Genomic DNA, 23,132 nt, shown 5'->3' with positions numbered 1-23,132 from the left:
AGCATGATGACACAGAAATTGGTGATTAAAACCAAAGTTGCAGCCAATCAGCAGCCTGCCAAAGCAATTAGCTATGAATGGCATTGGCGACGAATTTGGGCGGCGCTGTTGTCTTGTGCTTTAATCCTTGGGGCATTGGGCTACGTTTTAGTTATAGGTGTAAACGCGGACGAAAGCGATAATACCGAGTTTGTCAGCACCACATTTGCACTCACAGCACCCAGCCTTCAGGACGAAATAACTCAATCCGCACAACAAGACGCGCAGTTTGAAGCCACAGACGTGCTAGCTAGCGATACGGTCGCTGTGATAGCGCAGCAATTTAGTAGCGCTGATGCGCCAGATCTCGTTGCATCAATCCCTATGCAACAGGCTGAAGCACAGTTATTGGCGCAAACCAATGCGCAGTTTGACGACACGGACGCATTACCTAGCGATACGATTGCGCAGATAGCACAGCAGTTTAGTAGCGCCGATGCGCCGCAAGACCTTGCCATTCCAACCCAAGCCGGTGATTCAGAATCAGATGCTGAGCCAGTGACAATCTCTAAAGCGCAAACCGTATCGCCACAACCCACGGTTGAGAAGCAATTCACGGCACAAGCTGCGGTTGCCAGTGTGGCGCTGGGCGCCAAGATAGATACTAGCAAAGTGACTCGCGCGGTATTAACCACGGGGATTGAAGACCGTGAGCCCATCAATGTACTGCGTAGCGATATTGCTATCAGTCAGTTCGACGACAAGCTGTATTTTTTTACTGAGCTGCATGACTTGCAAGATACCACAGTGCATCACTTATGGTATTTCGAAGAACAACTATTGGCGGATATTCCGCTCACCGTAGCTGGGAGTCGCTATCGTACTTACTCGCTCAAGCATATTGAGGCAACTCAGCTTGGTGACTGGCGCGTAGAGGCCGTGACGGCAGAAGGCCAATTACTGGCACAAAAACAATTTCGTACTCATTCCGCTAAACCTTAAGCGGTATAAAACAAAAGGTTACACATGACACAACATACCACACCACTACGTATCGCAACCCGTAAAAGCGCGCTGGCGCTGTGGCAAGCCGAATTTGTGAAAGCCGAATTAGAAAAGCACCACCCTGGGCTTGTGGTTGAGTTGGTGCCGATGACCACTCAAGGCGATATTATTCTTGATACGCCATTGGCAAAAATTGGTGGCAAAGGCTTATTTGTTAAAGAACTTGAGCAGGCCATGTTAGATGGCCGTGCCGATATTGCGGTGCACTCTATGAAAGATGTGCCAGTCGAATTTCCTGAAGGGCTAGAGCTACACACCATTTGTGAACGTGAAGATCCGCGTGATGCGTTTGTATCTAATCAATTTGCCAGCCTAGATGAGTTACCTTTGGGTGCGGTAGTTGGCACCTCAAGTTTACGTCGCCAATGCCAAATTCGCGCACTACGTCCAGATTTAGTGATTAAAGATCTCCGTGGTAATGTTAATACACGCTTAGCTAAATTAGATGCGGGTGAGTTTGATGCCATTATCTTAGCTGCTGCAGGCCTGATCCGTTTAGCTATGCCAGAGCGGATCCGCTCTTACATCACGCCAGAGCAATCTTTACCTGCCAATGGTCAAGGTGCGGTTGGGATTGAATGTCGCATTAACGATGCGCGTACCAAGGCTTTGCTCGCGCCGCTTGAGCACCAAGTCACACGCATTCGCGTCAATGCCGAGCGCGCCATGAACCGTCGCTTAGAAGGCGGTTGTCAGGTGCCAATTGGTGCCTATGCTGAAGTACAAGGTGATGAAGTATGGCTGCGCGGATTAGTAGGCGCGGTCGATGGCAGCCAAATCTTGACGGCAGAAGTTAAAGGCGCAGTCGCACAAGCAGAACAGCTCGGCGTTAATCTTGCCGAAACCTTACTGAGCATGGGCGCAGATACCATTTTGGCTGCGGTATACGGCGCAAAGGCCTAGTATGAAACATATTTTGGTGACTCGACCACAAGGAAAAGGGGACGAATTGGTTAGCAATTTACAAGCGGCCAGTTTTAAAGTCAGTCACACCCCAGTGCTTGGTATTCACTACGTGACGCCAAGTACCATCGAGCTTGCCACGCTTAACGAAGCGGAAATAATCATATTTATTTCCCAAGATGCGGTGCTCGGGCTTAAATCATGCCTGGCGCAATTGCCGACAACGGCAACATGTATTGCGGTGGGGAGCACCACCGCAGAAGCGCTTTATCAGCACTTTGCGGTTACAGCGCTCGTTCCAGAGCAACATGATACCGAGGGTATGCTGGCTCTGAGCGCATTACAGCAAGTTGAGCAAAAACCTGTGGTGATTATCAAAGGTCAAGGTGGCCGACCTGATTTAGCCAAACAATTGAAAATTCGCGGCGCGCTGCTCAATCAATGTGTAGTGTATGAGCGCGTGGCATTGGCAGAAAATGCCAACGACTGGTTAGACCACTGGCAGCATAGCGAAATAGACGGTATAGTGGTGACGAGTATTGCTGCCGTCGATGCGATTTTTAATAGCCACGACAGCCCCAAGTTGAGCTGGTTACGCACCCGTCAATTTGTGGTGGCCAGTGCGCGTATCGCCACGCACTTGCAACAGCACCATGCCGTAGCGCCCGAGCTTTGCCAAGTCAGCCAAGGTGCTGGCGATGAAGCTATGTTCATTGCGGTATTAGCGGCACGTAATGCGATGCAGACAAGTGTTGCGGATGAGCAAACCAGTGAGCTGGATGCTGAAACTGAGCTTTCTCAGAGCAGCGAGCCGCACTTAGCTATTGACGAGTCGCTAAACGCTCAAGAGACATCATTACAGGACACCGCGCTTTCGCAGCCAGAGGTTGCGAGCCAACATCAGGATTTTAGCGCCGCACCTGCGCGGCCCAGTTTGGAACACACTATGAGTGAACAATCTTCTGCCCCAGTTTCAGCGGCTGTAGTGCCCGCCACACAAAAAATCAGCAAATTAGCCGTGTTGGCATTGCTTGTCGGCATCACGGGTTTAGCCGCCAGTGGTGCGCTGGTTTGGCAAGGTCAGCAGTCAGTGAGTTATTTGCAAGCTCAGTTACAACAGCAAGCCAATGATAATGCGGCGTTGCAGCAGCAACTTGCAGCACAACAGCAACAGTTGGCTGGTTTCAAAAGCGAGTGGCAAAATGCCCAGCGAAGTGTCGCAGATACTCTTGCTGCAGAGCGACAACAACTCAGTGCGCAAATTGCCGCATGGCAGGAAAACGCAGCGGCACCAAATCAATTGCTGTTACAAAGTGAGCTCACCTATTTAGCACGTTTGTTGCCGTTTAAAGTAACATTAGAACAAGATTGGCAAGGCGCACTGACGGTATTGCAACGTATGCAAGCAATTGCTGAAACCTTGCCTCAATCACAACCACTACAAGTGGCGATTTCGCAAGATATTAATCAGTTACGTGCAAAACCAAACGCGCCTGTAGAGGCACACTATATCGCTCTGCAAGCGTTGCAACAGCAAGCGGCGAAGCTGCCACTATTGCAGCTTGCATTGCCACAACCTGCCGCCGTTGAAGGAACAGAGTTGAGCCCTCAGCTTTCTGACTGGCGCGCCAATTTAGCGCGTAGTTGGCAGCGTTTAGTAGATGATTTTATTAAGATCAGAACCCGCGAAAGCGCGACAATTGCACCGCTGCTCAACGACACCGAGCAGCGTTTGTTGCGTCATGAGTTAAGTATTCACCTGAGCACAGCGCAAGCGGCGTTGCTGGAAAAGCAAGCCAGCGTGTTTTTTGCTGCGCTAAATGCTGCACACGCGCACTTGCAAACCCATTACGATAGCAAAGACACCGCAGTGCAAAGCGTATTGGCTGAACTGCAACGTTTGGCTGGGATAACGTTGCACTTCGATACCAACCTTGAACTGGCTTCACCGGCTGTAGTGCGAGGTTTGTGATTATGATCCGTGTCCTCTTATATTTTTTATTGGTCGCTGTGGTACTGGCTTTTTCACATTGGTTTATCGGTGACAAAGGCTATGTGCTTATTGCTTTTGGTCAAACGACCATTGAAGGCAGTATTGTGGCGTTTGCGGTTTTGCTATTGGTGACTGTGGCGGCGCTGTGGTTAGTGGCTAAAGTCGCCCTGTATGGTTGGCGGGTATTGCGCGCGCCTTCAAGACATTGGCGTGGACGCCGCTCGGGGCGTCAACAACAAGTTTTACACGATGGCCTTTGGGCGATGTTGCATGGTGATTGGGCTGGGGTAGAGCGGTTGTGGCAACGAGCTGAGTTACCAAGCCATTACCAAACTTTACGTCAGGCGGCACTGGTGAAAGCGGCTAGCCAACGTGGTGATAAATTACGGGCGCAAACTCAGTTGCAAGCTTTACCTTTGGATGGTCATACCGCCGCGTTATGGGTCGCAATCGACCAACGTGATGAGGCGTTAGAGCAATTAGCAACGGTCGCCAATAGTAAGGGCGCCAGTGATTATAGTGTATTGCGCTATGCCGAGGCGCTCATAAAGGCAGAGTGCTGGTCTTTACTCGGTGCACAGCTACAGAAATTAATAAAACGCCAAGCTTACAGTGATGAGGATTGGCAGACCAAGCTGGCGAGCTGGTTTAAAGCGTGTCCAAATGAACAACTGAGTGCATTGTGGCAAGCATTGCCAAAAGCCTTGCAAAGTTTAGCTGAGGTGAGTTATTTACAAGCCGAAGTGGCAGCAGGCCAGATAAGTAAGCATGAAGCAACACTACAAAAATGGCTAAAAAAGACGCGTTATAGTGAATTGTCGCAAGTGCTTAGCCACATTCAAAGTCAAGGTTCACTCAGTCTACAGCAGCAAGTACAAGCTGAGTTAAAACGTGATAGCAAACAACCTGAGTTGCTACTCAGCTTAGCGGGGTTGGCATGGGCGAACCAAGATGCCGAACTCGCCAGTAAGATTTTTAGTAGCCTAACTACTGTGCCTAAGCTGTGGCGTCCGCTACAGAAAAAGGCCTATATGGCCGCAGGTCGCTTTGAGCAGGCTTGTTGCATCGAGTTATAAATATCAGGCTTATGGTTTGATGTCAGGCTTGGCACTGCATGGTGCCAAGCTGTTTTTCTTCCCACCTTGCAGATTACCGAATCTCGGCTAACAATGGACAGATGTCCTTGAATTCTTTCGCAAGCGGCGTATGATCCGCGAAATTTTAGCTAAAAAAAGCGAGGCTCTATGTTCAGTTCAAAGTTACCGTTACTCGATCTTCACCGTCATCTTGATGGCAATGTCCGTGCAACGACCATACTGGAGTTGGGGCGTAAATTTAATCTCGCTTTACCGGCTGATTCCGTGGAAACTTTGCTGCCGTTTGTGCAAGTGCAAGATAACGCGCCTGATCTGATGGCATTTTTAAGCAAGCTCGATTGGGGAGTCAAGGTGCTGGGTGATTACGACGCTTGTCGCCGTATTGCTGTTGAAAATGTGGCAGATGCCAAAGCACAAGGTATTGACTACACAGAGCTGCGTTTTAGCCCTTATTACATGGCGATGAACCACAATTTACACCCGCAAGGTGTGGTAGAAGCGGTCGTCGATGGGGTGCGCGCAGCAAGTAAAGAGCTCGGCATTGCGGTCAATTTAATTGGTATCATGTCGCGCACTTTTGGCGTGGAAAAATGCGTGGCTGAATTAGATGCTATCTTGGCCCATAAGAATGATATGGTTGCAGTTGATTTAGCAGGGGACGAGCATGGCTTTCCTGGTGAGTTGTTCCGCACTCATTTTAAGCGTGTACAAGATGCATATTTAGGTGTGACAGTACATGCTGGTGAGGCAAAAGGTGCCGAGAGTATCTGGCAGGCTATCAATGAGTTAGGTGCAACGCGTATCGGCCATGGCGTCAATGCGATTCACGACCCTAAACTAATGGATTATTTGCGTGATAAGCGGATTGGTATCGAGTCATGCCTAACCAGTAACATTCAAACTAGCACAGTGGCCTCGTTAGCCGTTCATCCACTGAAGCGTTTCCTTGAGCATGGGATTCTGGCCTGTATCAATACCGATGACCCGGCAGTACAAGGCATAGAACTACAACATGAGTTTACGCATGCTGCAGTGGCAGCTGGGCTCAGTACCGCGGATTGCGAACAAGCGCAGCGTAACGCATTGGAGATTGCGTTTTTGAGCGAGAGTGATAAAAAAGCACTGCTGGCGAAAAAGCAGTAACAGCAAAAAGGCAGTGAATCACTGCCTTTTTCATCTACAAGGCATTTATTTGATAAACGCGAATGCGTCAGCATGCATAAACTGACGCTCAGCACCCTGCGCCATAAAGTCATCTCGAACAAGCCCTATCATGTCAAAACGACCCGCCATGTAGACTGAATAGGGTTCAAGTGACACGATATCTTTCATTACTGCGTGGTGAACAAAGCCAGTGTGGCCGTGCCATTCTCCTTGTGGGGTTTCAACCACAGGAATAAATTGGAAATTCTTGCGTGCAGCCGCCCAAGCTTCCATTTCAGCTTTGGCGTACAGTGCGCTTTCAACTTTGACACCCCAGTAGAAGAATACGGGTTGGTCGTAGCCGATTTCGGCTAGATGATCAGCAATTGATTTAACGTATGAAAATCCAGTGCCACCGGCTAACAATACTACAGGGCGGTCAGTGGTTTGCCACTGCGCATTACCTAGGCCAACTTCTAGCGTAACGGATTGTTGTTGCTGACGTGCCTGGCGTAAAAACTCCAGTGCCTGCATCGCGTAAGAATCTGCAGCGCCAGCACCAATGTGGAGCTCTAACTCACCAGTTTGTGATGGTTTACTGGCAATAGAAAAAGCGCGTTTATCTTTTTCAGCCAGTACTAGTTGTAAATACTGACCGGCTTCAAATAACGCTGGCGCACTGGGCTTTAACAGTACTTTAAAAACGAATTCAGTAAGCGGGGTTATGGCCGTTACCGAAGCATGTAATGTTTGCATCTCGAACCTTGTTTTAAGCACATCAGTGCCGCCAATCTTGGCAAGCACTCTATCACATCTGTTAGCGTTTTGGAAAAATCCCTAAGCTGTCCCACATTTCGTCGACCTTTTGTTTTACCGCCTCATCCATGACAATCGGTGTGCCCCATTCGCGGGTGGTTTCGCCCGGCCATTTATTGGTGGCATCAAGCCCCATCTTCGAACCTAAACCCGAGACTGGTGAAGCAAAATCCAAATAGTCGATAGGTGTATGGTCAATTAATGTCGTATCGCGAGTCGGGTCCATACGCGTGGTAATGGCCCAAATCACATCATTCCAGTCGCGGGCATTGACATCATCGTCACACACAATGACAAACTTGGTGTACATAAATTGCCGTAAGAACGACCACACCCCAAGCATCACGCGTTTAGCATGACCAGGGTATTGTTTTTTTATGGTGACGACAGCCATACGATAAGAGCAGCCTTCCGGTGGCAGATAAAAATCGACAATTTCCGGAAACTGCTTTTGTAAAATTGGCACAAATACTTCGTTTAGTGCCACACCGAGGATAGCTGGCTCATCTGGTGGTCGACCGGTATAGGTGCTGTGATAAATCGGGTTTTCACGATGGGTGAGGTGAGTGACTGTCATCACTGGAAATTCATCGACCTCGTTATAATAACCGGTATGGTCGCCATACGGGCCTTCAGGCGCGGTTTCGCCCGGCATGATATAGCCTTCGAGAATGATTTCGGCACTGGCTGGCACTTGTAAGTCATTGGAAATGGATTTCACCACTTCCGTTTTACTGCCACGTAATAAACCTGCAAACGCATATTCGCTGAGCGTGTCAGGTACCGGAGTGACAGCACCAAGTATGGTCGCTGGATCGGCACCGAGCGCAACCGAAACAGGATAAGGCTCACCTGGATGCAGCTGACACCACTCACGAAAATCTAACGCACCACCACGATGCGACAGCCAGCGCATAATGATCTTATTTTTACCGAGCAGCTGCTGGCGATAAATACCGAGGTTTTGGCGCTTTTTATGTGGCCCTTTGGTCACAGTTAAACCCCAAGTGATGAGCGGTGCCGCATCACCAGGCCAACAATGTTGAATCGGGAGTTGGGTTAAATCAACTTCATCACCCGTTTTGACGATTTCCTGACAAGGGGCTTTGCGCAGTTCTTTAACCGGCATATTGAGCACTTGTTTGAACACTGGAATTTGCTCAAACGCTTCTCTAAGACCCTTAGGTGGTTCGGGTTCTTTGAGTAGAGCCAGCAATTTGCCCACTTCTCGCAAAGCACCAACATCGTCTTGACCCATGCCCATCGCCACGCGTTTGGGGGTGCCAAATAGGTTAGCAAGGACCGGAATGTCATAGCCAATTGGGTTTTCGAATAAGAGTGCCGGACCACCTGCACGCAGCGTGCGGTCAGCGATTTCTGTCATTTCTAACTTAGTAGACACGGGATGTTTGATCCGTACCAATTCACCCTGTTTTTCCAAAAGGGCGATAAAATCACGTAAGTCTTTATATTTCATAATAAGGCTTCCGAGCGTAGAGTTGCTCTATTGTAGCAACTCTACGCTCGGAAGGTAGCTTTTCGCCAGTGCTCTTACCGGATTGCCAGTTTCTCTGAACTTGCTACACTGAGTAAAGTATGCGTTTGGTGCGCGAAAAACTTTTGTTTGATGTTGCGCAATATTCAGATATAACGAACTGTTAGGATCTGGCACTGCAAGCGCAAGTCTGCGGTAATCCATCAGTTCGGGGGTTAGGCTTGAAAAAAATTTTACTAAGCCTTTGGCTTATGCTGTTTGCCGTGGTTGCCAACGCGTTTACCATTCCTATGCAAACCTTTCAGGAACACAGTGCTGTGATGCTGGTGATTGAACCCGCGAGCGGTAAAATTATTGCCGCCAATCGTGCGGCGCAGCAGTTTTATGGCTACAACGAACAGCAGTTTAGTAATAAAACCATTCAGCAGATCAATCAACTGACGCCAGAACAAGTCGCCAATGAACGTTTGGCAGCTGCCAACGAAGGGCGGAATTACTTTATTTTTCAGCATCAATTGGCGGACGGCAGCATAAAAACCGTTAATGTGTTTTCCAGCCCGTTGGAAATTGATAACCGAGTTTACTTGTTGTCCATCATTCAGGATATTAGCGCCGAGCGGGACTTGCAGCAGGAGCTTTGGCATTATCAGGCCAACTTAGAGCAGCAAGTGGCAATTCAAACCCAAGAAATTGTCGAAGCCAACACCGTTAAATGGATTTTGATGTATATCGTGGTGTTGGTGTTATTAAGCTCGTCGTTAACGTTAGGGGTGTTTGCCTTTCGCTTACGCGATGCAAAGCGCACCGCAGAGCAAGACAGCTCTACGTTAAAAGCCATTTTTAACGCATTTGATGATTACTTACTGTTTACCGATGACAAACAGCGTGTGTTGTCAGCTAACCAAAAAGTCTATGCTGAATTTGCCGGTGAGGTGGTTGGTAAGCAGCTTGTGGAATTGATGCAGTTTCCTACAAGATGGCGTATCCAGCTTGATTCGATTGAAGAAACTGAATTGACCATAGGTTCACGCACTTTCCCAGTGGAAGTGCGCTGCGAACCTGTTGTGACTAAGTTAGGTCAGCAGCAAGGGGTGCTGTACATTATTCGTGATATCACTCAGCGCGTGGCCGCAGAGCGTGAACTTAGACTGGCTAGTACGGTATTTGCGACGACCAATGAAGGGGTGCTGGTTTCCGATAAGCATAATCGTATTCAATTGGTCAATCGCGCCTTTACTGAGATCACCGGATTTGTCCCTGACGAAGTATTGGGGCAAACACCAGACTTGTTTAGTTCAGGACGTCACGATACGGCCTATTTTACGCAACTTTACGACATGTTACATAAACAAGGGCATTGGGAAGGTGAGATCTGGAATCGACGCAAAAATGGTGATATCTACCCAAGCTGGTTATCTGTGTCAGCTGTGTTTGCGGTGGATGGCGAGATAGAGATGTATGTCGCACTGTTCAACGACATCACTTCGCGCAAGAAAAATGAGCAGCTGATGTGGCAGCAAGCCAACTTTGACAATCTGACCGGTCTTGCCAACCGTCACCATTATCACAATAAATTTGACCAAGAAATTCAACGTGCGCAGCGCGATGGTACGCGATTGGCCATTTGTTTTATCGATTTAGACCGCTTTAAGGCAGTGAACGACACGCTCGGTCATCATATTGGCGATTTGTTGTTGATTGAAGCGGCGAATCGTATCCAAGCCTGCACGCGTAGCTCAGATACTGTCGCGCGGCTTGGCGGCGACGAGTTTGCGTTACTTTTGCCGGATATCAATTCCATCTCAGACATCGAAAAAGTCGCCACTAAAGTCTTAAAGGCTTTGAATAGCCCGTTTAATCTTGAAGGGCATGAAGCTTTTGTCTCTGGCAGTATGGGGATCACACTTTATCCAGACGATGGCAGTGACCGCAAAGTGCTGCTACGTAATGCTGATAGTGCCATGTATAAAGCCAAAGAACACGGCCGTGATTGTTTTCAATTTTACACCTCAGCCATGCATGAACATGCCAAAGCGCGTAGCAAACTTGAAGGCGCATTGCATAAAGCGCTGGTGAACAGAGAATTGAGCGTAGTTTACCAGCCAATCGTTGCTGTGGATGGACGAACGTTTGGTTGCGAGGCGCTGATGCGCTGGCATTCTCCGCTACTTGGAGCCGTATCACCGAATGACTTTATTCCTGTCAGTGAAGAACTGGGGCTGATTGTGGCGATGGGCGAATGGGTGTTATATCAGGCGTGTGCTGACGCGAAAAATTGGGTCACGCAATATGGGACGGATTTTTTCGTCACCGTCAATGTCTCTAGTACGCAGTTTAAACGTCAGGATGTATCGTCTTTGGTCGCCAAAGTCTTACGAGATACAGGGTTGCCAGCGGCCAATCTCACCATAGAGATCACCGAGACAGTGCTTGCTGATAATTCCGTTTATATTTTGCAGCAATTGCAGACTTTGAGAGCAATGGGGGTGGAGCTTGCCATTGATGACTTTGGCACTGGCTATTCATCGTTAAGTTATTTAAAGCGCTTCCCACTGACTAAGCTAAAAATTGACCGCGAGTTTATTCGTGATTTACCGGACGATCAGGAAGATTGTGCATTGGTGAGTGCGATTATTTCCATGGCCAGTAATTTAAATCTTAAAGTTGTCGCTGAAGGAGTTGAAACTGCTGAACAATTAGCGCTGTTGGCGTCGCTCCAATGCACTTATACCCAGGGCTATTTACACAGTAAACCACTATCAAGTAGTGAATTTAGCTATTATCTGAAATCGTCCAGTTTGGATTGTGCGTCGTTATAAGTATTTATTTTGACGCACATTGAGTTGCAAAAATGCTTAAATGGGCTTGGCATCTGTGATGCCAAGCCATGGGTATGAGTGGTCGGCTATTTACCTTTTATCATTGCGGGTGCATCGGCAGCCATAAACGCAAAGACAGCATAAGTGGCGGTATTTTGTTTAAGCTTGCTTGGCTCTACTTTGTCCAAGGTATCGTCCGCAGTATGGTGGTAGTCAAAGTAATCAGTACCGTCCTGATGTAAGCCAAATATCGGCGCTGAGATGGCTTTTGCCAGCGGGATTAAGTCTGGTCCGCCATGAGCTTCGTTTTTAGCAATATACTGGACATTAAGCGGCGCCAATTGTGCAGCGATAGCGCGCACAATAGGTAGAGAGTCAGCATGAACATTGGATTCAAACGCGTACACCACGTCAGCACCGAAGTCTGATTCTGCCGCCGCAACTATGTTGTGTAAATGTTTTTCATGCTGTTTGAAATAGGCTTTGGCACCCCACAGTCCCAGTTCTTCAGCGGCAAACAGTACCACTCGCACGCTGCGTTTTGGTCGCTGAGTGTCCTTAATAAGCTTGGCTGCGGCCATAGTGAGCGCAACACCTGCTCCGTCATCTAGTGCACCTGTACCTAGATCCCAAGAATCCAAATGGCCGCCAATCAGTACGTATTGCTCCGGCAACTCACTACCGGTAATTTCGCCAATCACGTTGTAACTGGTGCCTTCACCTAAATCTTCAGTACGAATATCCACTTTAACTGTGACTTTATGACCCAGTGCGACCAAACGCGCTAACTGATCCGCATCTGGGTTGGCCACTGCTGCGGTTGGAATTTTTGTCACACCTTGTTGATAGTGACTACCACCGGTATGGGCGAATCTGTGTTCGCTGGTGCTGACTGAACGCATCAAATAGGCAACCGCTCCTTTTTTGGCGGCTTCCACTGCACCTTTATTACGTGCTTTTACTGCAGGGCCATAGCCGTTACCATCGATATCACGGTTCATGCGGTAATTAATAAAAGCAATTTTGCCAGTTAAACTACCGTCAGCCGCAGCCATGAGTTCATCTAAGGTCTCAAACATCACGATTTCGGCGCTGATCCCGCCTGCAGGGGTACTGATACTGTTACCAAGTGCTGTTAAGTGGAGCGGCTGTTCGCTAGGGGTGAGAATACTAGCGGATTCGTGATAGCGGCGCCAATTTGGGAAAGTGGCCGGCTCACTCCACACTTTGTCAAAACCGAGTTGTTGGAATTGTGTTTGTGCCCAGGCGACGGCTTTTTTATCGTTTTCTGTGCCGGGTAAACGCGGACCCACTTCAGTAGTCAAAGCGGTGAGGAGTTGCCAGCTCAGATCGCTGTTTAACGCTTTATCACGCAGTTGTGCAACGGTCTGCAGTTGTGCAGGGGTAAATTCTGCCGCAAGTACGGCGCTGCTGGTCACTAGGCTAAGCGCCATAGTCAGAGTGGTAAATACACGTTTCATCATCACAAGTCCGGAATACGAAAAGGTTATTCTTGCACTAACAAAACGTAAAAAAAATGCCAACAAGACTAACGGAGGTTTTTTGCGCCAAGCTGCGAAAAATATTGGCGTAATTTAAGATACTGCTCGCGATAGCGCTGAAATTGCTCGGCATTGCCTTGTTCTCGGTCTGGATGGTGTGCCAAGGCAAGTTGGCGCCAACGTTTTTGGATTTGCATTTCGGTAATGGGCGCTGTAAGTTGCCATGCATCGCATAGGCACTGAAATGCGACTTCATCAAGTTGCGAGCCATAGCTGTGATAGCTTTGCCAAAAGTTGTTAAGTAGCGCAGTGATAACGTCATTATCTGTATCGAAATGCCGCCAATCTAGATAATAGTCGCGTAGTGCATCCTCCACTTGTACGATGTTTGACGTCATGGGGATGAGTTGAATATGAGTGCTGCTAATAGACAAAAATTGCTGTTGCTCTACTAGTTGGTTTTGCAATTGGTAGAGCGCATTCATCAGCAAAAAATTTTTCCTGAATAAATCTTGAGTGGGATCGGTATGCTGCGTTAGCCAATTGCCTTGTTGCTGAAGTTGAGCTGCTAAGGTATGAATTTTATAGCAAATACCATTGGCCAATAGCTCAAAAAGCGGTTCTGTCAGTGGGTTGTGCATTGTTCCTAAGCCTTGCTTGGTGTAATGTGAAGTTATCACAAGCAACTCTTATAACTCAACTTGGAAAGGATTCATGGAACACACAGGTTTTTTGTGTCGACTTATTTTTGTGCTGGGCGTCATCTGCACTGCAAACGTGTCAGCATCCAACTCCAATACTTCATTAGAAGCCGTGCTGCAATCCATTTTAGCACTTGAGGATAAAACTCAGATCATACAACAGGGGGAATATCTGTTGTTGGACGAAAGGTTGCAAGTCGAACAAAGAAAGCAGCTATTGAAGCATGTAGGATCTACTCTGGTGCGTGGCGGCGACTACGCTTTATCCGAACCGTATTTTCACCAACTCCTGGCTTTAAGCCCCGATCCGCTTGAAGAACATCGCTTTTTTGCGGAAAAAATGCTGGGTGTTAGCACGTACTATCAAGGTCATTACAAGCAGGCGATATCTTTTTATAAGACTGCGTTAGAAACAGCGAAACTTAGACAGCAACCGCTGGAAATTGCGTCAATAGAGAATAATTTAGGGGTAGTGTACGCAGATACGGGTCGCCCAAGTCTAACCGCAAAACATTACCTAAAAGCGCAGGAAATTTACGAGCGACTGGGTAATGACCATGATAGAGCCGATATCCTAGTAAATCTTAGTGCGGTCTATGTGAGTCAAGATCGTTTTGATACGGCGGAACAGATGCTACTCGAAGCAGAAGAATTATTTACTAAGCTAAATCTGCCCTATGGTGTTGGTCTGGTAGATTCTAACCTCGCGGTTGTTTATTTGGAAACCCGAGCATTTGATAAGGCGGTTGCGCATATCGATAAAGCTATTGCGTATTACAGAACCGTACCTGATCCAAGACAATTGGTAGTCAACTATAGCCATTTGGCTGTAGTAAGGATGATGGAAGGTCACTTTGATAAGGCTGAGCAAGCGATTCGAGAGGCTGAATACTATCAAGGGCAGGCGAAAAATGACCTTTCAGCGTTACTTCTCGCTACGGTGAGAGGTAAATGGTATTACTCACAAGGAATGTTCAACGAATTGAAAGAGGATATTAAGCTGATTTCAAGCCTCGCAAAAAAGCTTAATGACCCAATTAAAGAAATTCATGCAACTATGCTGAGCGCATTAGATTATGCCGCTGCAGGCAATTACGAACAAGGCTTGGTATTGCTAGAGAAATTTCTGACGACACTCAGAATATTGCGCAGTCAGGAGTTTAAAGAGCAACTGACGGAATTTGAGAACAATTATGCGGCGCAACAACTTAGTTTAGAACTCAAAGAGCTCAGACAACAACAAGCATTTGATGCGCTGGAGGCGACAAAAGAGCGGCAAAGTCAGGTGATCATTGGGCTTATCGCAATTCTAGCATTAACGGCCGGTGTTGCCTGGTATGTACGCAGAGTGGCGCGCCTTGCAAACGAGCGCCTTGCCATTGAAGTGAATGAGCAAACGCTTGAACTGCAAAGTATTGCCAGTGAGCTTCGGCACGCCAATAGTGTGAAGAGTCAATTTCTCGCCAATATGAGTCATGAGATCCGCACGCCATTAACCGCGATTCTTGGTCATGCGCAATTGCTACAGCAAAAGTCTGTTTCAGATCTAGCAATGGCCGACAGTATCGCTGTTATCTTGAAGCAAGGTCAGCATTTACATGAACTAATTAATGACGTATTAGATCTTAGTCGCATTGAAGCTGATCAGCTTCAAATTCAGGAAACCACCTTCAATTTGGCGACTTTGCTTAGTGAGCTTAAAGCACTGTTTGCTGTTACCGCGCAGGCGAAGCGGCTAGAGTTTACAGTGTGTGAAGAATTACCGGGCTCGTTTTGGATAGAAACAGATTACATAAGATTAAAGCAAATCTTGGTCAATCTGCTAGGTAACGCGATTAAATTTACCGAACATGGTTGGGTTAAGTTGCATGTTAAAGTACAGCACCAGAATTTAGTGTTTCAAATAGAAGACACTGGTATCGGTATGAGCGAAACGCAATTAGCGGTGATCTTTGAAAGTTTTAAGCAAGGTGATAATAGCATCACACGGCGTTTTGGTGGCAGCGGGCTCGGGCTTTGCTTGTCTCAGCAGCTTGCTAATATGATGGCGGGTAATATCAGTGTTAAGAGCCAGTTCGGTGCAGGCAGCTGCTTTCAGCTCACCCTACCTTATAAACCTATGGAAGGGGTGAAAAATGAGGATGTGTTATTGCCTGCTACTCCGGTACAAACTGCGCTGAAAGGGACTGTGGTGCTTGCCGAAGATCATGATGAGAATCGTGCTTTAGCTGTGCGCATTTTGCAAGGTTTTGGGCTTGAAGTCATCGCGGTTGGAAATGGTAAACTTGCCGTTGAAGCGGCACTATATAGCTATCCAGACGTACTATTATTAGATATTCAAATGCCAGAAATGGATGGTATCAGTGCGCTGTCGTTGTTACGTCAAAGTGGTTATAGCGGGCCAGTCTTTGCATTAACGGCCAATGTAATGACCCATGAAGTTGCGCATTATCTCGATATTGGTTTTACAGGCCATTTAGGTAAGCCATTTGACGCTGCTGCTATGTATCAGCAGATTGCCCCCTATTTTCAGCATACGGATGAAAAAAGACAGGTATTTTCGGTCGATATGAGTGATTTACGTGACAGCTTTATCCTCAGTTTTGATGAAGAGCGGATGAATTTGATCTCGCATTTTGAAAATCAGGATTGGCTAGCCGTTAAGGCACTTTGTCATAAACTGCAAGGGGCTGCGAAAGTGTTCCAAATCGAGACTGTTGCTGCTGCGGCAGCTGAGTTTGAGCATGCCATTGAAACCGCAGCGCAGCACCGCTATCAGGACTATTATCTGATTTTGTGTGATGAGTTGGCTTTGATTGCTAACTCAAAACAGCTCGATGTCTCCTAGGGTCTCTACTTTTTTTTCTTGAGTTTTTTTACTTGGATCGCTGTCTAGTTTCTCTAAGAGGCGATCTTTCATTGGCCTTGGTGATGTGTCGGCGCTAGGGAAGTTGAGTTTAAAGAGCGCAAGCTTTTCTTGAATACTGTGCGCCAAATTGAGTAAATCTTGGTTTGACACCACTTGAATGCGAGACGTGGATAACGCGTCGGTATTCAGTTCTACCATAGCTTCAATACTGCTTTGTGCTTGGTCAGAAATGGTTTTTTGTTCCATTACTTGCTGATGAATAAGTTGCGACATATGGTTGATGTCTAACATGGCGTCTTCAATTTGATCCACTTCCTTAGTAGAGGCTTCGGAAAGTGCAACGGTACGTTTGGTTCCTTCTAATGCCGCTTGCATGCGTAGGTTGGCGGCATCTGTGCCCGCTTGGATTTTATTGACCATAGCACGTACTTCTTGGGTCGATTTACTGGTGCGGGCGGCAAGATTACGTACTTCATCTGCAACCACAGCAAAACCACGCCCTTGTTCGCCTGCACGGGCTGCTTCAATTGCAGCATTGAGGGCAAGTAGGTTAGTTTGCTCAGCAATGGCATTGATCACATCAATTACAGACGTGATGGCATCACTGTCTTTTTTCAGCGCGATGATTTGCTCACTGGTTTGTTCAATATTGTTTGCCAGTTCAACCAAGCTTTCCTGACTTTTATCGGTATCCTGACGCGTTTTCAACACTGCTGCAGTTGCGGATGAAACTGAGTGATGAATACGTTCCAGATTATTCTCTAGCTCTCTTGAGGCGCTGAGCATTTGGCCGATACAGTCAGCCAAATCTTGGCCATGGGTATGTTGAATCGTGGCTTTTTGCGTCATTGAGGCGTAAGTATCGCGCAATTCATCGGCCATTGGCGTAAGGCGACAAGAAGTGACGTATACTTCACCAATAATGTGTTCTATCGCAGCTAGGCTGTCATTAATTGCTAAGCAAGCGCGCGGTAAATTACGTTGCTGTTCATCAAAGCGAAACGATAAATCAATGCCGTCTTTACTAAATAATGCCGCGACAAAAGTGTCGAGGTATCGGTGATTGCCTTGTAACGTTTGGCTGGAATAATAAAAGGCGACTAAACCGATGATAGGTGTTACAGCTAAACTTAGGTACCACAGAGTCGGCGCACTGTCAGCAAATAAGACATAAGCGATTGCTAAGCAAAGCCATTGTAGGCCGACGCAGATCCACGTCGGTTTTGAAGACAACATGCCGAACTCCTGAAAAAACAATTGCTTTAGTTATAGCCGAGGTTGCCATGAATTGCTACAAACAAAAAAAGGGCAATTGCCCTTTTTTACTTATTGAACAAGTCGTCCAAAGTCCCTTGTGCGAGTGGATGATAGCCGGGGCGAGCTTTTTGATACACATTCCATGCCCAATCCCGTTTACCTTGGCTAACTAAGGCTTTGTACAAAGGCACTATCAATTTGCGGCGACCAATTTGGCTCAAGTGGTTATCAAGTGCAGGATAAATGGCTTGGTAACCGTTACCTACGGCAAGCATAAACCAAGCAAAGGCAATTTCTGCATTGCTGGAATTGGTGAGATTATAGGCAGCATCTAGCTCAGCCATTTTCTCTATGCTTAAATCACGCGGTAGATTATTGATGAAGTGTAGCCACTGATGCACTATCCAAGTGTTTGATGGCAGTTCAGCCAAAGTTTTATTACCAGCCAACCATGCTTTTGTTTCCGCATCGACTTTGTCAAATACGTCAGAAGTCGGATTTGGTGCGTCAGTGGGTAGGCCAGCTTGGTGGATCCATTCCTGAATTTTCTCATCACTGACAACGTTTGGATATTTTTCCAACAAATGCGTTTTTAAATATTGCTCAAATTCAGCTGTGGTCACTGACTTAAATGAGAATGCCTTGAAGTAGCCTTTCACGAATGGGTCGAACTTTTCACGGCCGAATTTTTCCTCGAGATACATTAGGAACAACTGCCCTTTGGTATAAGGCACGGAGCTGAATGCATCATCTGGGTCGCGGCCATGCAGTTCTAGGTTAAGTCGTGTATCTGGTGCTGCAATTTGTGTCAGTAATTCTTTTAAGCCCGCAGCATCTAGTGCTTGTTCCATAACGGCGCGTTCGCGGCCGTAAACGGCTTCCATGATTCGGTTTTCAACATAAGAGGTGAAACCTTCGTTCAACCACAAGTCTTCCCAAGTTGCGTTGGTCACTAGGTTGCCTGACCATGAATGCGCCAGCTCGTGGGCAATGAGGTTAACTAAGCTTTTATCGCCAGCAACTACGGTTGGGGTGATGAAAGATAAACGAGGGTTTTCCATCCCGCCGAATGGGAAGCTTGGTGGTAGCATCAATAAATCGTAGCGGCCCCACGCATATTCGCCATACATAGTGCTGGTTTTATCTATCATGGCTTGGGTGTCGTTAAATTCGGCAGCTGAAGCATCAAGAATGGTTGGCTCAGCAAAAATCGCGGTTTGGTGCGACATTTCTTTGTATTCCAAGTTACCGGCGCCGATGGCAATTAAGTAAGGTGGAATGGCTTGTGGCATAGTGAAGAAATAATCACCGTCTTTAACAAATGCGGCAGTGTTGTCCGCACTCATCACCGCACGGACATCTTTTGGCGTTTGGATACGAGCTTGATAAGATACACGCATTGCTGGGGAGTCTTGCACTGGGATCCAACTACGCGCATGAATAGCCTGTGATTGGCTGTACATAAATGGATGAGTTTTAGTTGCTGTCTGCTCCGGCGTTAACCATTGTAAGCCAGAAGCCTGCGGCAAGCTGTTGTAGTAAATACGGACTTTCGGCGCTTGCTCACGCATTTGAATGGTTAGTTTGGAACCTTTGACAGCATGGCGCGCTGCTAAAGTAAATTTGGCTTGATGCCATTTACCATCTTGGCCTTCGTACATGACTTTATCGATGGCTAAATCGCGAGTATCCAAGACTAAAGTACGCGCATTTTTATTTTGCCACGATAGCGTGTGCTCAACGAACCCTTGTAGTTCTTTGTCTTCAAAATCAACGGTTAAATCTAAGTATAAGTGAGTGGATACCACTTCGTTAAGGTTGGCATAAGTATGCTTATCTGCAACCACATTTTGTGCTTGAGCTAAAGGCACAGCTGATAAACCAGCTAAAGCCAAGCTGAGAGAGAGCGTAGAGAGTTTCATCGCGGATTACCTATCTTGGTTGAATTTCTCGTTTATAACACGATGGCAGCTAAGATGACATCCTGATGCGTTGAAGGCGTTGATGCGGTACACTAAGCTCAAGATTATTTGTCAGTAGAATCTGTAGTGCAACCACTTCAACATCTTCATACCTTCGCGTTACCCGCCACATGTCAGCGTTTGATCACAGTGGATGATATCCAACTACTAGAGCAGATAGTGTTTCAAACGCCTTTTTATATTTTGGGCGAAGGCAGTAACAGTATCTTCTTAGAAGATTTTCAGGGCACTGTGATACTTATGCGCAATAAAGGGATCAGCGTAACGGAACGTGGCGATGCTTACCTGCTTGAAGTGGCTGCGGGGGAAAATTGGCATGAACTGGTGCTTTGGACGTTAGCGCAAGGGATGGCTGGACTGGAAAACTTGGCACTAATCCCAGGCACGGTTGGTGCTGCGCCAGTACAAAATATCGGTGCCTATGGTGTTGAGTTAGAAAAATTTGTTGAGTACGTTGAAGGGTTTGACATCGGAAGGCGTGAATGGCGACGATTGAGTCGGGCACAATGCCAATTTGCATATCGCGATTCCATTTTTAAACACCAATTAAAAGACCGCTTGGTGATCACTTCCGTTGGTTTGCGACTGGACAAACATTGGCTACCAACTTTGAGTTACGGGCCATTAGCACAGTTGCCGCAAAATGCGACCGCGCAGCAAATCTGTGATGCAGTTATCGCGATTAGACAAAGCAAATTACCTGACCCACAAGTGCTACCAAACGCGGGTAGTTTTTTTAAAAACCCCATTGTGAGTGCAGAATTTGCTGCGGATTTAAAAGCTAAGCATCCAACTATGCCGCTTTACCCAGTTGATGCGACGTATACTAAACTGGCCGCTGGCTGGTTGATTGAGCAAGCTGGGCTAAAAGGTTATTGTCAGCAAACTATCCGTGTTTACGAGCAGCAAGCTTTGGTGTTGGTCAATGGTGGGGAAGGGCAAGGTGAGGCATTGCATACAGTGATCCTACACGTGCAACGCACAGTGTTTGAGCGTTTTGCTGTGGCCTTGGAGCATGAAGTTCGGCTGTTGGGTGCAACCGGAGAAGTAACTATAGGACACGTAGTAGATGCAGAGTAAGGCGCCACAAGGCAATAAATTGGCTGTTTTGAAAGCACTTAAGCAAGGTGAATTTGTTTCTGGCCAAGAGTTAGGGCAAGCTTTAGGTATCAGCCGTGCGGCAATCGCCAAACATATTGCATCCTTACAAGATATGGGGATTGATATCTTTACCGTCAACGGCAAAGGTTACCGCCTTAACCATGCCTTACCTTTATTACACGAAGAGCATATTCATCATTATGCACAGCAGGCAGGTTTCGCTTTAGCTGCGCTCGAAGTGGTGCAAATTCTGGATTCTACCAATTCCGAGTTAATGCGCCGTATTCAACAAGGTACACCGCCGCAATCGGGTCATGTATTGGTGGCAGAAATGCAGCAAGCGGGCCGAGGGCGCAGAGGACGCCAGTGGCAATCGCCGTTTGGCGCAAATCTTTATTATAGCTATTACTGGCGCTTAGACGATGGCATGCAAGCCGCAATGGGCGTCTCAATAGCAGTAGGTTTGGCGGTGTACGACGCACTGAAGCAACTTTACGGTTTGCAGGTTCAGCTCAAGTGGCCCAATGACATTTACCTCAATGGTCGCAAGCTAGCGGGTATTTTGGTCGAGTTAGACGGTTTGGTTGAGGGTCCTTGTCATTTGGTGATAGGCATAGGCTTAAATGTTGCGATGCCTGAGCCAAGTGCATTGCAAATTGACCAACCTTGGTGTGATTTGCAAGGGGCCGTTGGTAAGGTTGATAAGAATCAGTTAGTTGCGGTGCTAAGCGGCTGCCTAAGTGAACGGCTTGCGCAGTATCGCCAGTCGGGCCTTACGCAAATGAGTGCGCAGTGGAATCGTCTCAATGCATTTGCAGGTACGTTAGTTACATTGAGCACAGGACAACGTAGCTGGAGTGGTAGTTGTGAAGGTATTGATAATCAAGGGGCGTTGTTGCTGCGCCAAGATGGCGAAGTAAAAGCCTTTTATGGTGGTGAGTTGTCTTTACGGGCAACTTCAACGCAGGATTAGGCTGAGGCGAGAAGTAAAAGATGAAACTCTTGATTGATGTGGGTAATACGGCGGTAAAACTGGCGCTCTGTAACGGAGAGGGTATTCAAGCCATTAGTGCCGATAAGTTAGATTGGGATACGATTACAGAAGTTGTCGTTGGTAAGGTGGGCAAGTCGGAGCATTTAACTCCTTACTTAGCTGAGGCGACTGCGCGGCAGGTACCTGTGTATGAGGCCGAAGTCTCTGCAACGCTCGGGCAATTACAATGTGCTTATCCACAATATCAAAATCTCGGCATAGACCGTTGGTTAGCGGTCATCGCAGCTTATTACCTCTACCCACAACAAGCTTGTATCATTATTGACTCAGGTACTGCGACGACAGTTGACGTCTTGTCTGCGCAAGGCAAGCACTTGGGTGGCTGGATAATTCCTGGGTTGGATATGATGATGAAGAGCTTAACGGCCAATACGCAGAAAGTCTTTGTAGATGAAGACAGTCCATTTTTACTGGCGCTTGGGAAGAATACCCCCAATGCAGTAAAAAATGGCTGTTTGGCAGCGACCTTAGGTTGTTTGTATCAAGCTATACATTTACTTGCTCTGCCACAGTCGGAAGTTAGGGTGTTATGTACAGGTGGTTATGGTGCCTTGTTACAGCAACATGTTGCCGAAAGTGAATTTATTGCCGATCTTGTGTTGCAAGGTTTAGCTTATTGGCGATTAGCGCAGGGTAATTGAGTGTTTTAACAACGAATTGCTGCAAATATGAACGCTTAAGCTGGAATTTGCGTTTTTTTTGCAGATTCTTGTTGCATCACTAAAAACCTTGCTCTAGAATCTCGCCCCGTAGTGAAGCAGTGCCGACTTAGCTCAGTTGGTAGAGCAACTGACTTGTAATCAGTAGGTCATCCGTTCGACTCGGATAGTCGGCACCATTTTGCTTCCTAAAAGACTTTTGTGTGGAGGGGTTCCCGAGCGGCCAAAGGGATCAGACTGTAAATCTGACGGCACTGCCTTCGATGGTTCGAATCCGTCCCCCTCCACCACCTTATTGCGACGGTTGTAGGTAGTTAAAACAGGTTCCTAAAGCGGGCATCGTATAATGGCTATTACCTCAGCCTTCCAAGCTGATGATGCGGGTTCGATTCCCGCTGCCCGCTCCAGAAGCTTTCTGGTGTGCTGATATAGCTCAGTCGGTAGAGCGCACCCTTGGTAAGGGTGAGGTCCCCAGTTCAACTCTGGGTATCAGCACCAGATCTTCGAATCTCTCGAATAACTTCCTTTAAATTGTCCTGAAAAAAGTTAATACTATTAATGTTTGAAGAATAACGGTAGTCCGCCTTTGGTGGATTATTTTTATATTGTAATCTAGATCTACAAAACTGATAGGTTCCGTCATGGCAAAAGAAAAGTTTGAACGTTCGAAACCGCACGTAAACGTAGGTACAATCGG

16 protein-coding genes and 4 tRNA genes are annotated in these 23,132 nt (G+C 47.1%); 14 read left to right on the top strand and 6 right to left on the bottom strand.

What is annotated here, in order from left to right; translation table 11 throughout:
- Positions 1–3: 3 nt before the first annotated feature.
- The 5 genes from ACFOEE_RS18480 (at position 4) to add (ending at position 6,180) form a co-directional block, all read left to right on the top strand.
- Complete coding sequence (locus tag ACFOEE_RS18480) at positions 4–981, top strand: DUF2914 domain-containing protein (RefSeq protein WP_377127888.1); 978 nt, start codon at positions 4–6, stop codon at positions 979–981.
- Between the two features lie 24 nt (positions 982–1,005).
- Positions 1,006–1,947 carry a hydroxymethylbilane synthase gene (gene hemC / locus ACFOEE_RS18475; RefSeq protein WP_377127885.1) on the top strand — a complete coding sequence of 314 codons (942 nt, stop codon included), beginning with the start codon at positions 1,006–1,008 and terminating at the stop codon, positions 1,945–1,947.
- Between the two features lies 1 nt (position 1,948).
- A complete protein-coding gene (locus tag ACFOEE_RS18470) occupies positions 1,949–3,919 on the top strand; it encodes a uroporphyrinogen-III C-methyltransferase (RefSeq protein WP_377127882.1) in 1,971 nt (656 codons plus the stop codon).
- Positions 3,920–3,921: 2 nt separating this feature from the next.
- Positions 3,922–5,016, top strand: coding sequence for a heme biosynthesis HemY N-terminal domain-containing protein (locus ACFOEE_RS18465; RefSeq protein WP_377127879.1), 1,095 nt, complete (start codon positions 3,922–3,924; stop codon positions 5,014–5,016).
- A 168-nt stretch (positions 5,017–5,184) separates the two neighbouring features.
- Complete coding sequence (add, locus tag ACFOEE_RS18460) at positions 5,185–6,180, top strand: adenosine deaminase (protein ID WP_377127876.1); 996 nt, start codon at positions 5,185–5,187, stop codon at positions 6,178–6,180.
- Positions 6,181–6,225: 45 nt separating this feature from the next.
- Here add and fre read toward each other — a convergent pair whose 3' ends face one another.
- The gene (gene fre, locus ACFOEE_RS18455; protein ID WP_377127873.1) at positions 6,226–6,936 is read right to left on the bottom strand and encodes an NAD(P)H-flavin reductase; all 711 of its coding nucleotides are present in this window, start codon (positions 6,934–6,936) and stop codon (positions 6,226–6,228) included.
- A gap of 61 nt (positions 6,937–6,997) precedes the next feature.
- A complete protein-coding gene (ubiD, locus tag ACFOEE_RS18450; protein ID WP_377127870.1) occupies positions 6,998–8,473 on the bottom strand; it encodes a 4-hydroxy-3-polyprenylbenzoate decarboxylase in 1,476 nt (491 codons plus the stop codon).
- A gap of 239 nt (positions 8,474–8,712) precedes the next feature.
- On the opposite strand from ubiD, the gene ACFOEE_RS18445 reads away from it, so the two are divergent.
- Positions 8,713–11,310, top strand: a complete 2,598-nt coding sequence (locus ACFOEE_RS18445) for a sensor domain-containing protein (protein WP_377127867.1) — start codon at positions 8,713–8,715, stop codon at positions 11,308–11,310.
- A gap of 86 nt (positions 11,311–11,396) precedes the next feature.
- On the opposite strand, the gene ACFOEE_RS18440 is transcribed toward ACFOEE_RS18445, so the two are convergent.
- Both ACFOEE_RS18440 and ACFOEE_RS18435 read right to left on the bottom strand, forming a co-directional pair.
- Positions 11,397–12,764, bottom strand: a complete 1,368-nt coding sequence (locus tag ACFOEE_RS18440) for a M20/M25/M40 family metallo-hydrolase (RefSeq protein ID WP_377128042.1) — start codon at positions 12,762–12,764, stop codon at positions 11,397–11,399.
- A 95-nt stretch (positions 12,765–12,859) separates the two neighbouring features.
- Positions 12,860–13,492, bottom strand: a complete 633-nt coding sequence (locus ACFOEE_RS18435; RefSeq protein ID WP_377127859.1) for a DNA-J related domain-containing protein — start codon at positions 13,490–13,492, stop codon at positions 12,860–12,862.
- Between the two features lie 34 nt (positions 13,493–13,526).
- Here ACFOEE_RS18435 and ACFOEE_RS18430 point away from each other — a divergent pair, with 34 nt between their 5' ends.
- Positions 13,527–16,361, top strand: coding sequence for an ATP-binding response regulator (locus ACFOEE_RS18430; RefSeq protein WP_377127856.1), 2,835 nt, complete (start codon positions 13,527–13,529; stop codon positions 16,359–16,361).
- Here ACFOEE_RS18430 and ACFOEE_RS18425 read toward each other — a convergent pair.
- Both ACFOEE_RS18425 and ACFOEE_RS18420 read right to left on the bottom strand, forming a co-directional pair.
- Positions 16,338–17,618, bottom strand: a complete 1,281-nt coding sequence (locus tag ACFOEE_RS18425; RefSeq protein ID WP_377127853.1) for a methyl-accepting chemotaxis protein — start codon at positions 17,616–17,618, stop codon at positions 16,338–16,340. The genes ACFOEE_RS18430 and ACFOEE_RS18425 overlap by 24 nt on opposite strands.
- 86 nt (positions 17,619–17,704) lie before the next feature.
- On the bottom strand, positions 17,705–19,561 hold the full coding sequence (locus tag ACFOEE_RS18420) for a M1 family metallopeptidase (protein WP_377127850.1): 1,857 nt from the start codon (positions 19,559–19,561) through the stop codon (positions 17,705–17,707).
- A gap of 126 nt (positions 19,562–19,687) precedes the next feature.
- On the opposite strand from ACFOEE_RS18420, the gene murB reads away from it, so the two are divergent.
- From murB to ACFOEE_RS18385, 7 genes are all read left to right on the top strand, one after another.
- Positions 19,688–20,701, top strand: a complete 1,014-nt coding sequence (gene murB / locus ACFOEE_RS18415) for a UDP-N-acetylmuramate dehydrogenase (protein ID WP_377127847.1) — start codon at positions 19,688–19,690, stop codon at positions 20,699–20,701.
- A complete protein-coding gene (gene birA, locus ACFOEE_RS18410) occupies positions 20,691–21,695 on the top strand; it encodes a bifunctional biotin--[acetyl-CoA-carboxylase] ligase/biotin operon repressor BirA (RefSeq protein WP_377127844.1) in 1,005 nt (334 codons plus the stop codon). Before murB ends, birA begins: the two co-directional genes overlap by 11 nt.
- Before the next feature lie 20 nt (positions 21,696–21,715).
- The gene (locus ACFOEE_RS18405; protein ID WP_377127841.1) at positions 21,716–22,417 is read left to right on the top strand and encodes a type III pantothenate kinase; all 702 of its coding nucleotides are present in this window, start codon (positions 21,716–21,718) and stop codon (positions 22,415–22,417) included.
- Between the two features lie 121 nt (positions 22,418–22,538).
- Positions 22,539–22,614, top strand: a tRNA-Thr gene (locus ACFOEE_RS18400).
- A gap of 26 nt (positions 22,615–22,640) precedes the next feature.
- A tRNA-Tyr gene (locus ACFOEE_RS18395) sits at positions 22,641–22,725 on the top strand.
- A gap of 42 nt (positions 22,726–22,767) precedes the next feature.
- Positions 22,768–22,842, top strand: a tRNA-Gly gene (locus ACFOEE_RS18390).
- Between the two features lie 15 nt (positions 22,843–22,857).
- A tRNA-Thr gene (locus ACFOEE_RS18385) sits at positions 22,858–22,933 on the top strand.
- Positions 22,934–23,132: the final 199 nt, after the last annotated feature.

This window comes from Pseudoalteromonas fenneropenaei (assembly GCF_042643375.1).
Classification (GTDB): domain Bacteria; phylum Pseudomonadota; class Gammaproteobacteria; order Enterobacterales; family Alteromonadaceae; genus Pseudoalteromonas; species Pseudoalteromonas fenneropenaei.
This window is presented reverse-complemented; position numbering and strand designations above follow the sequence as displayed.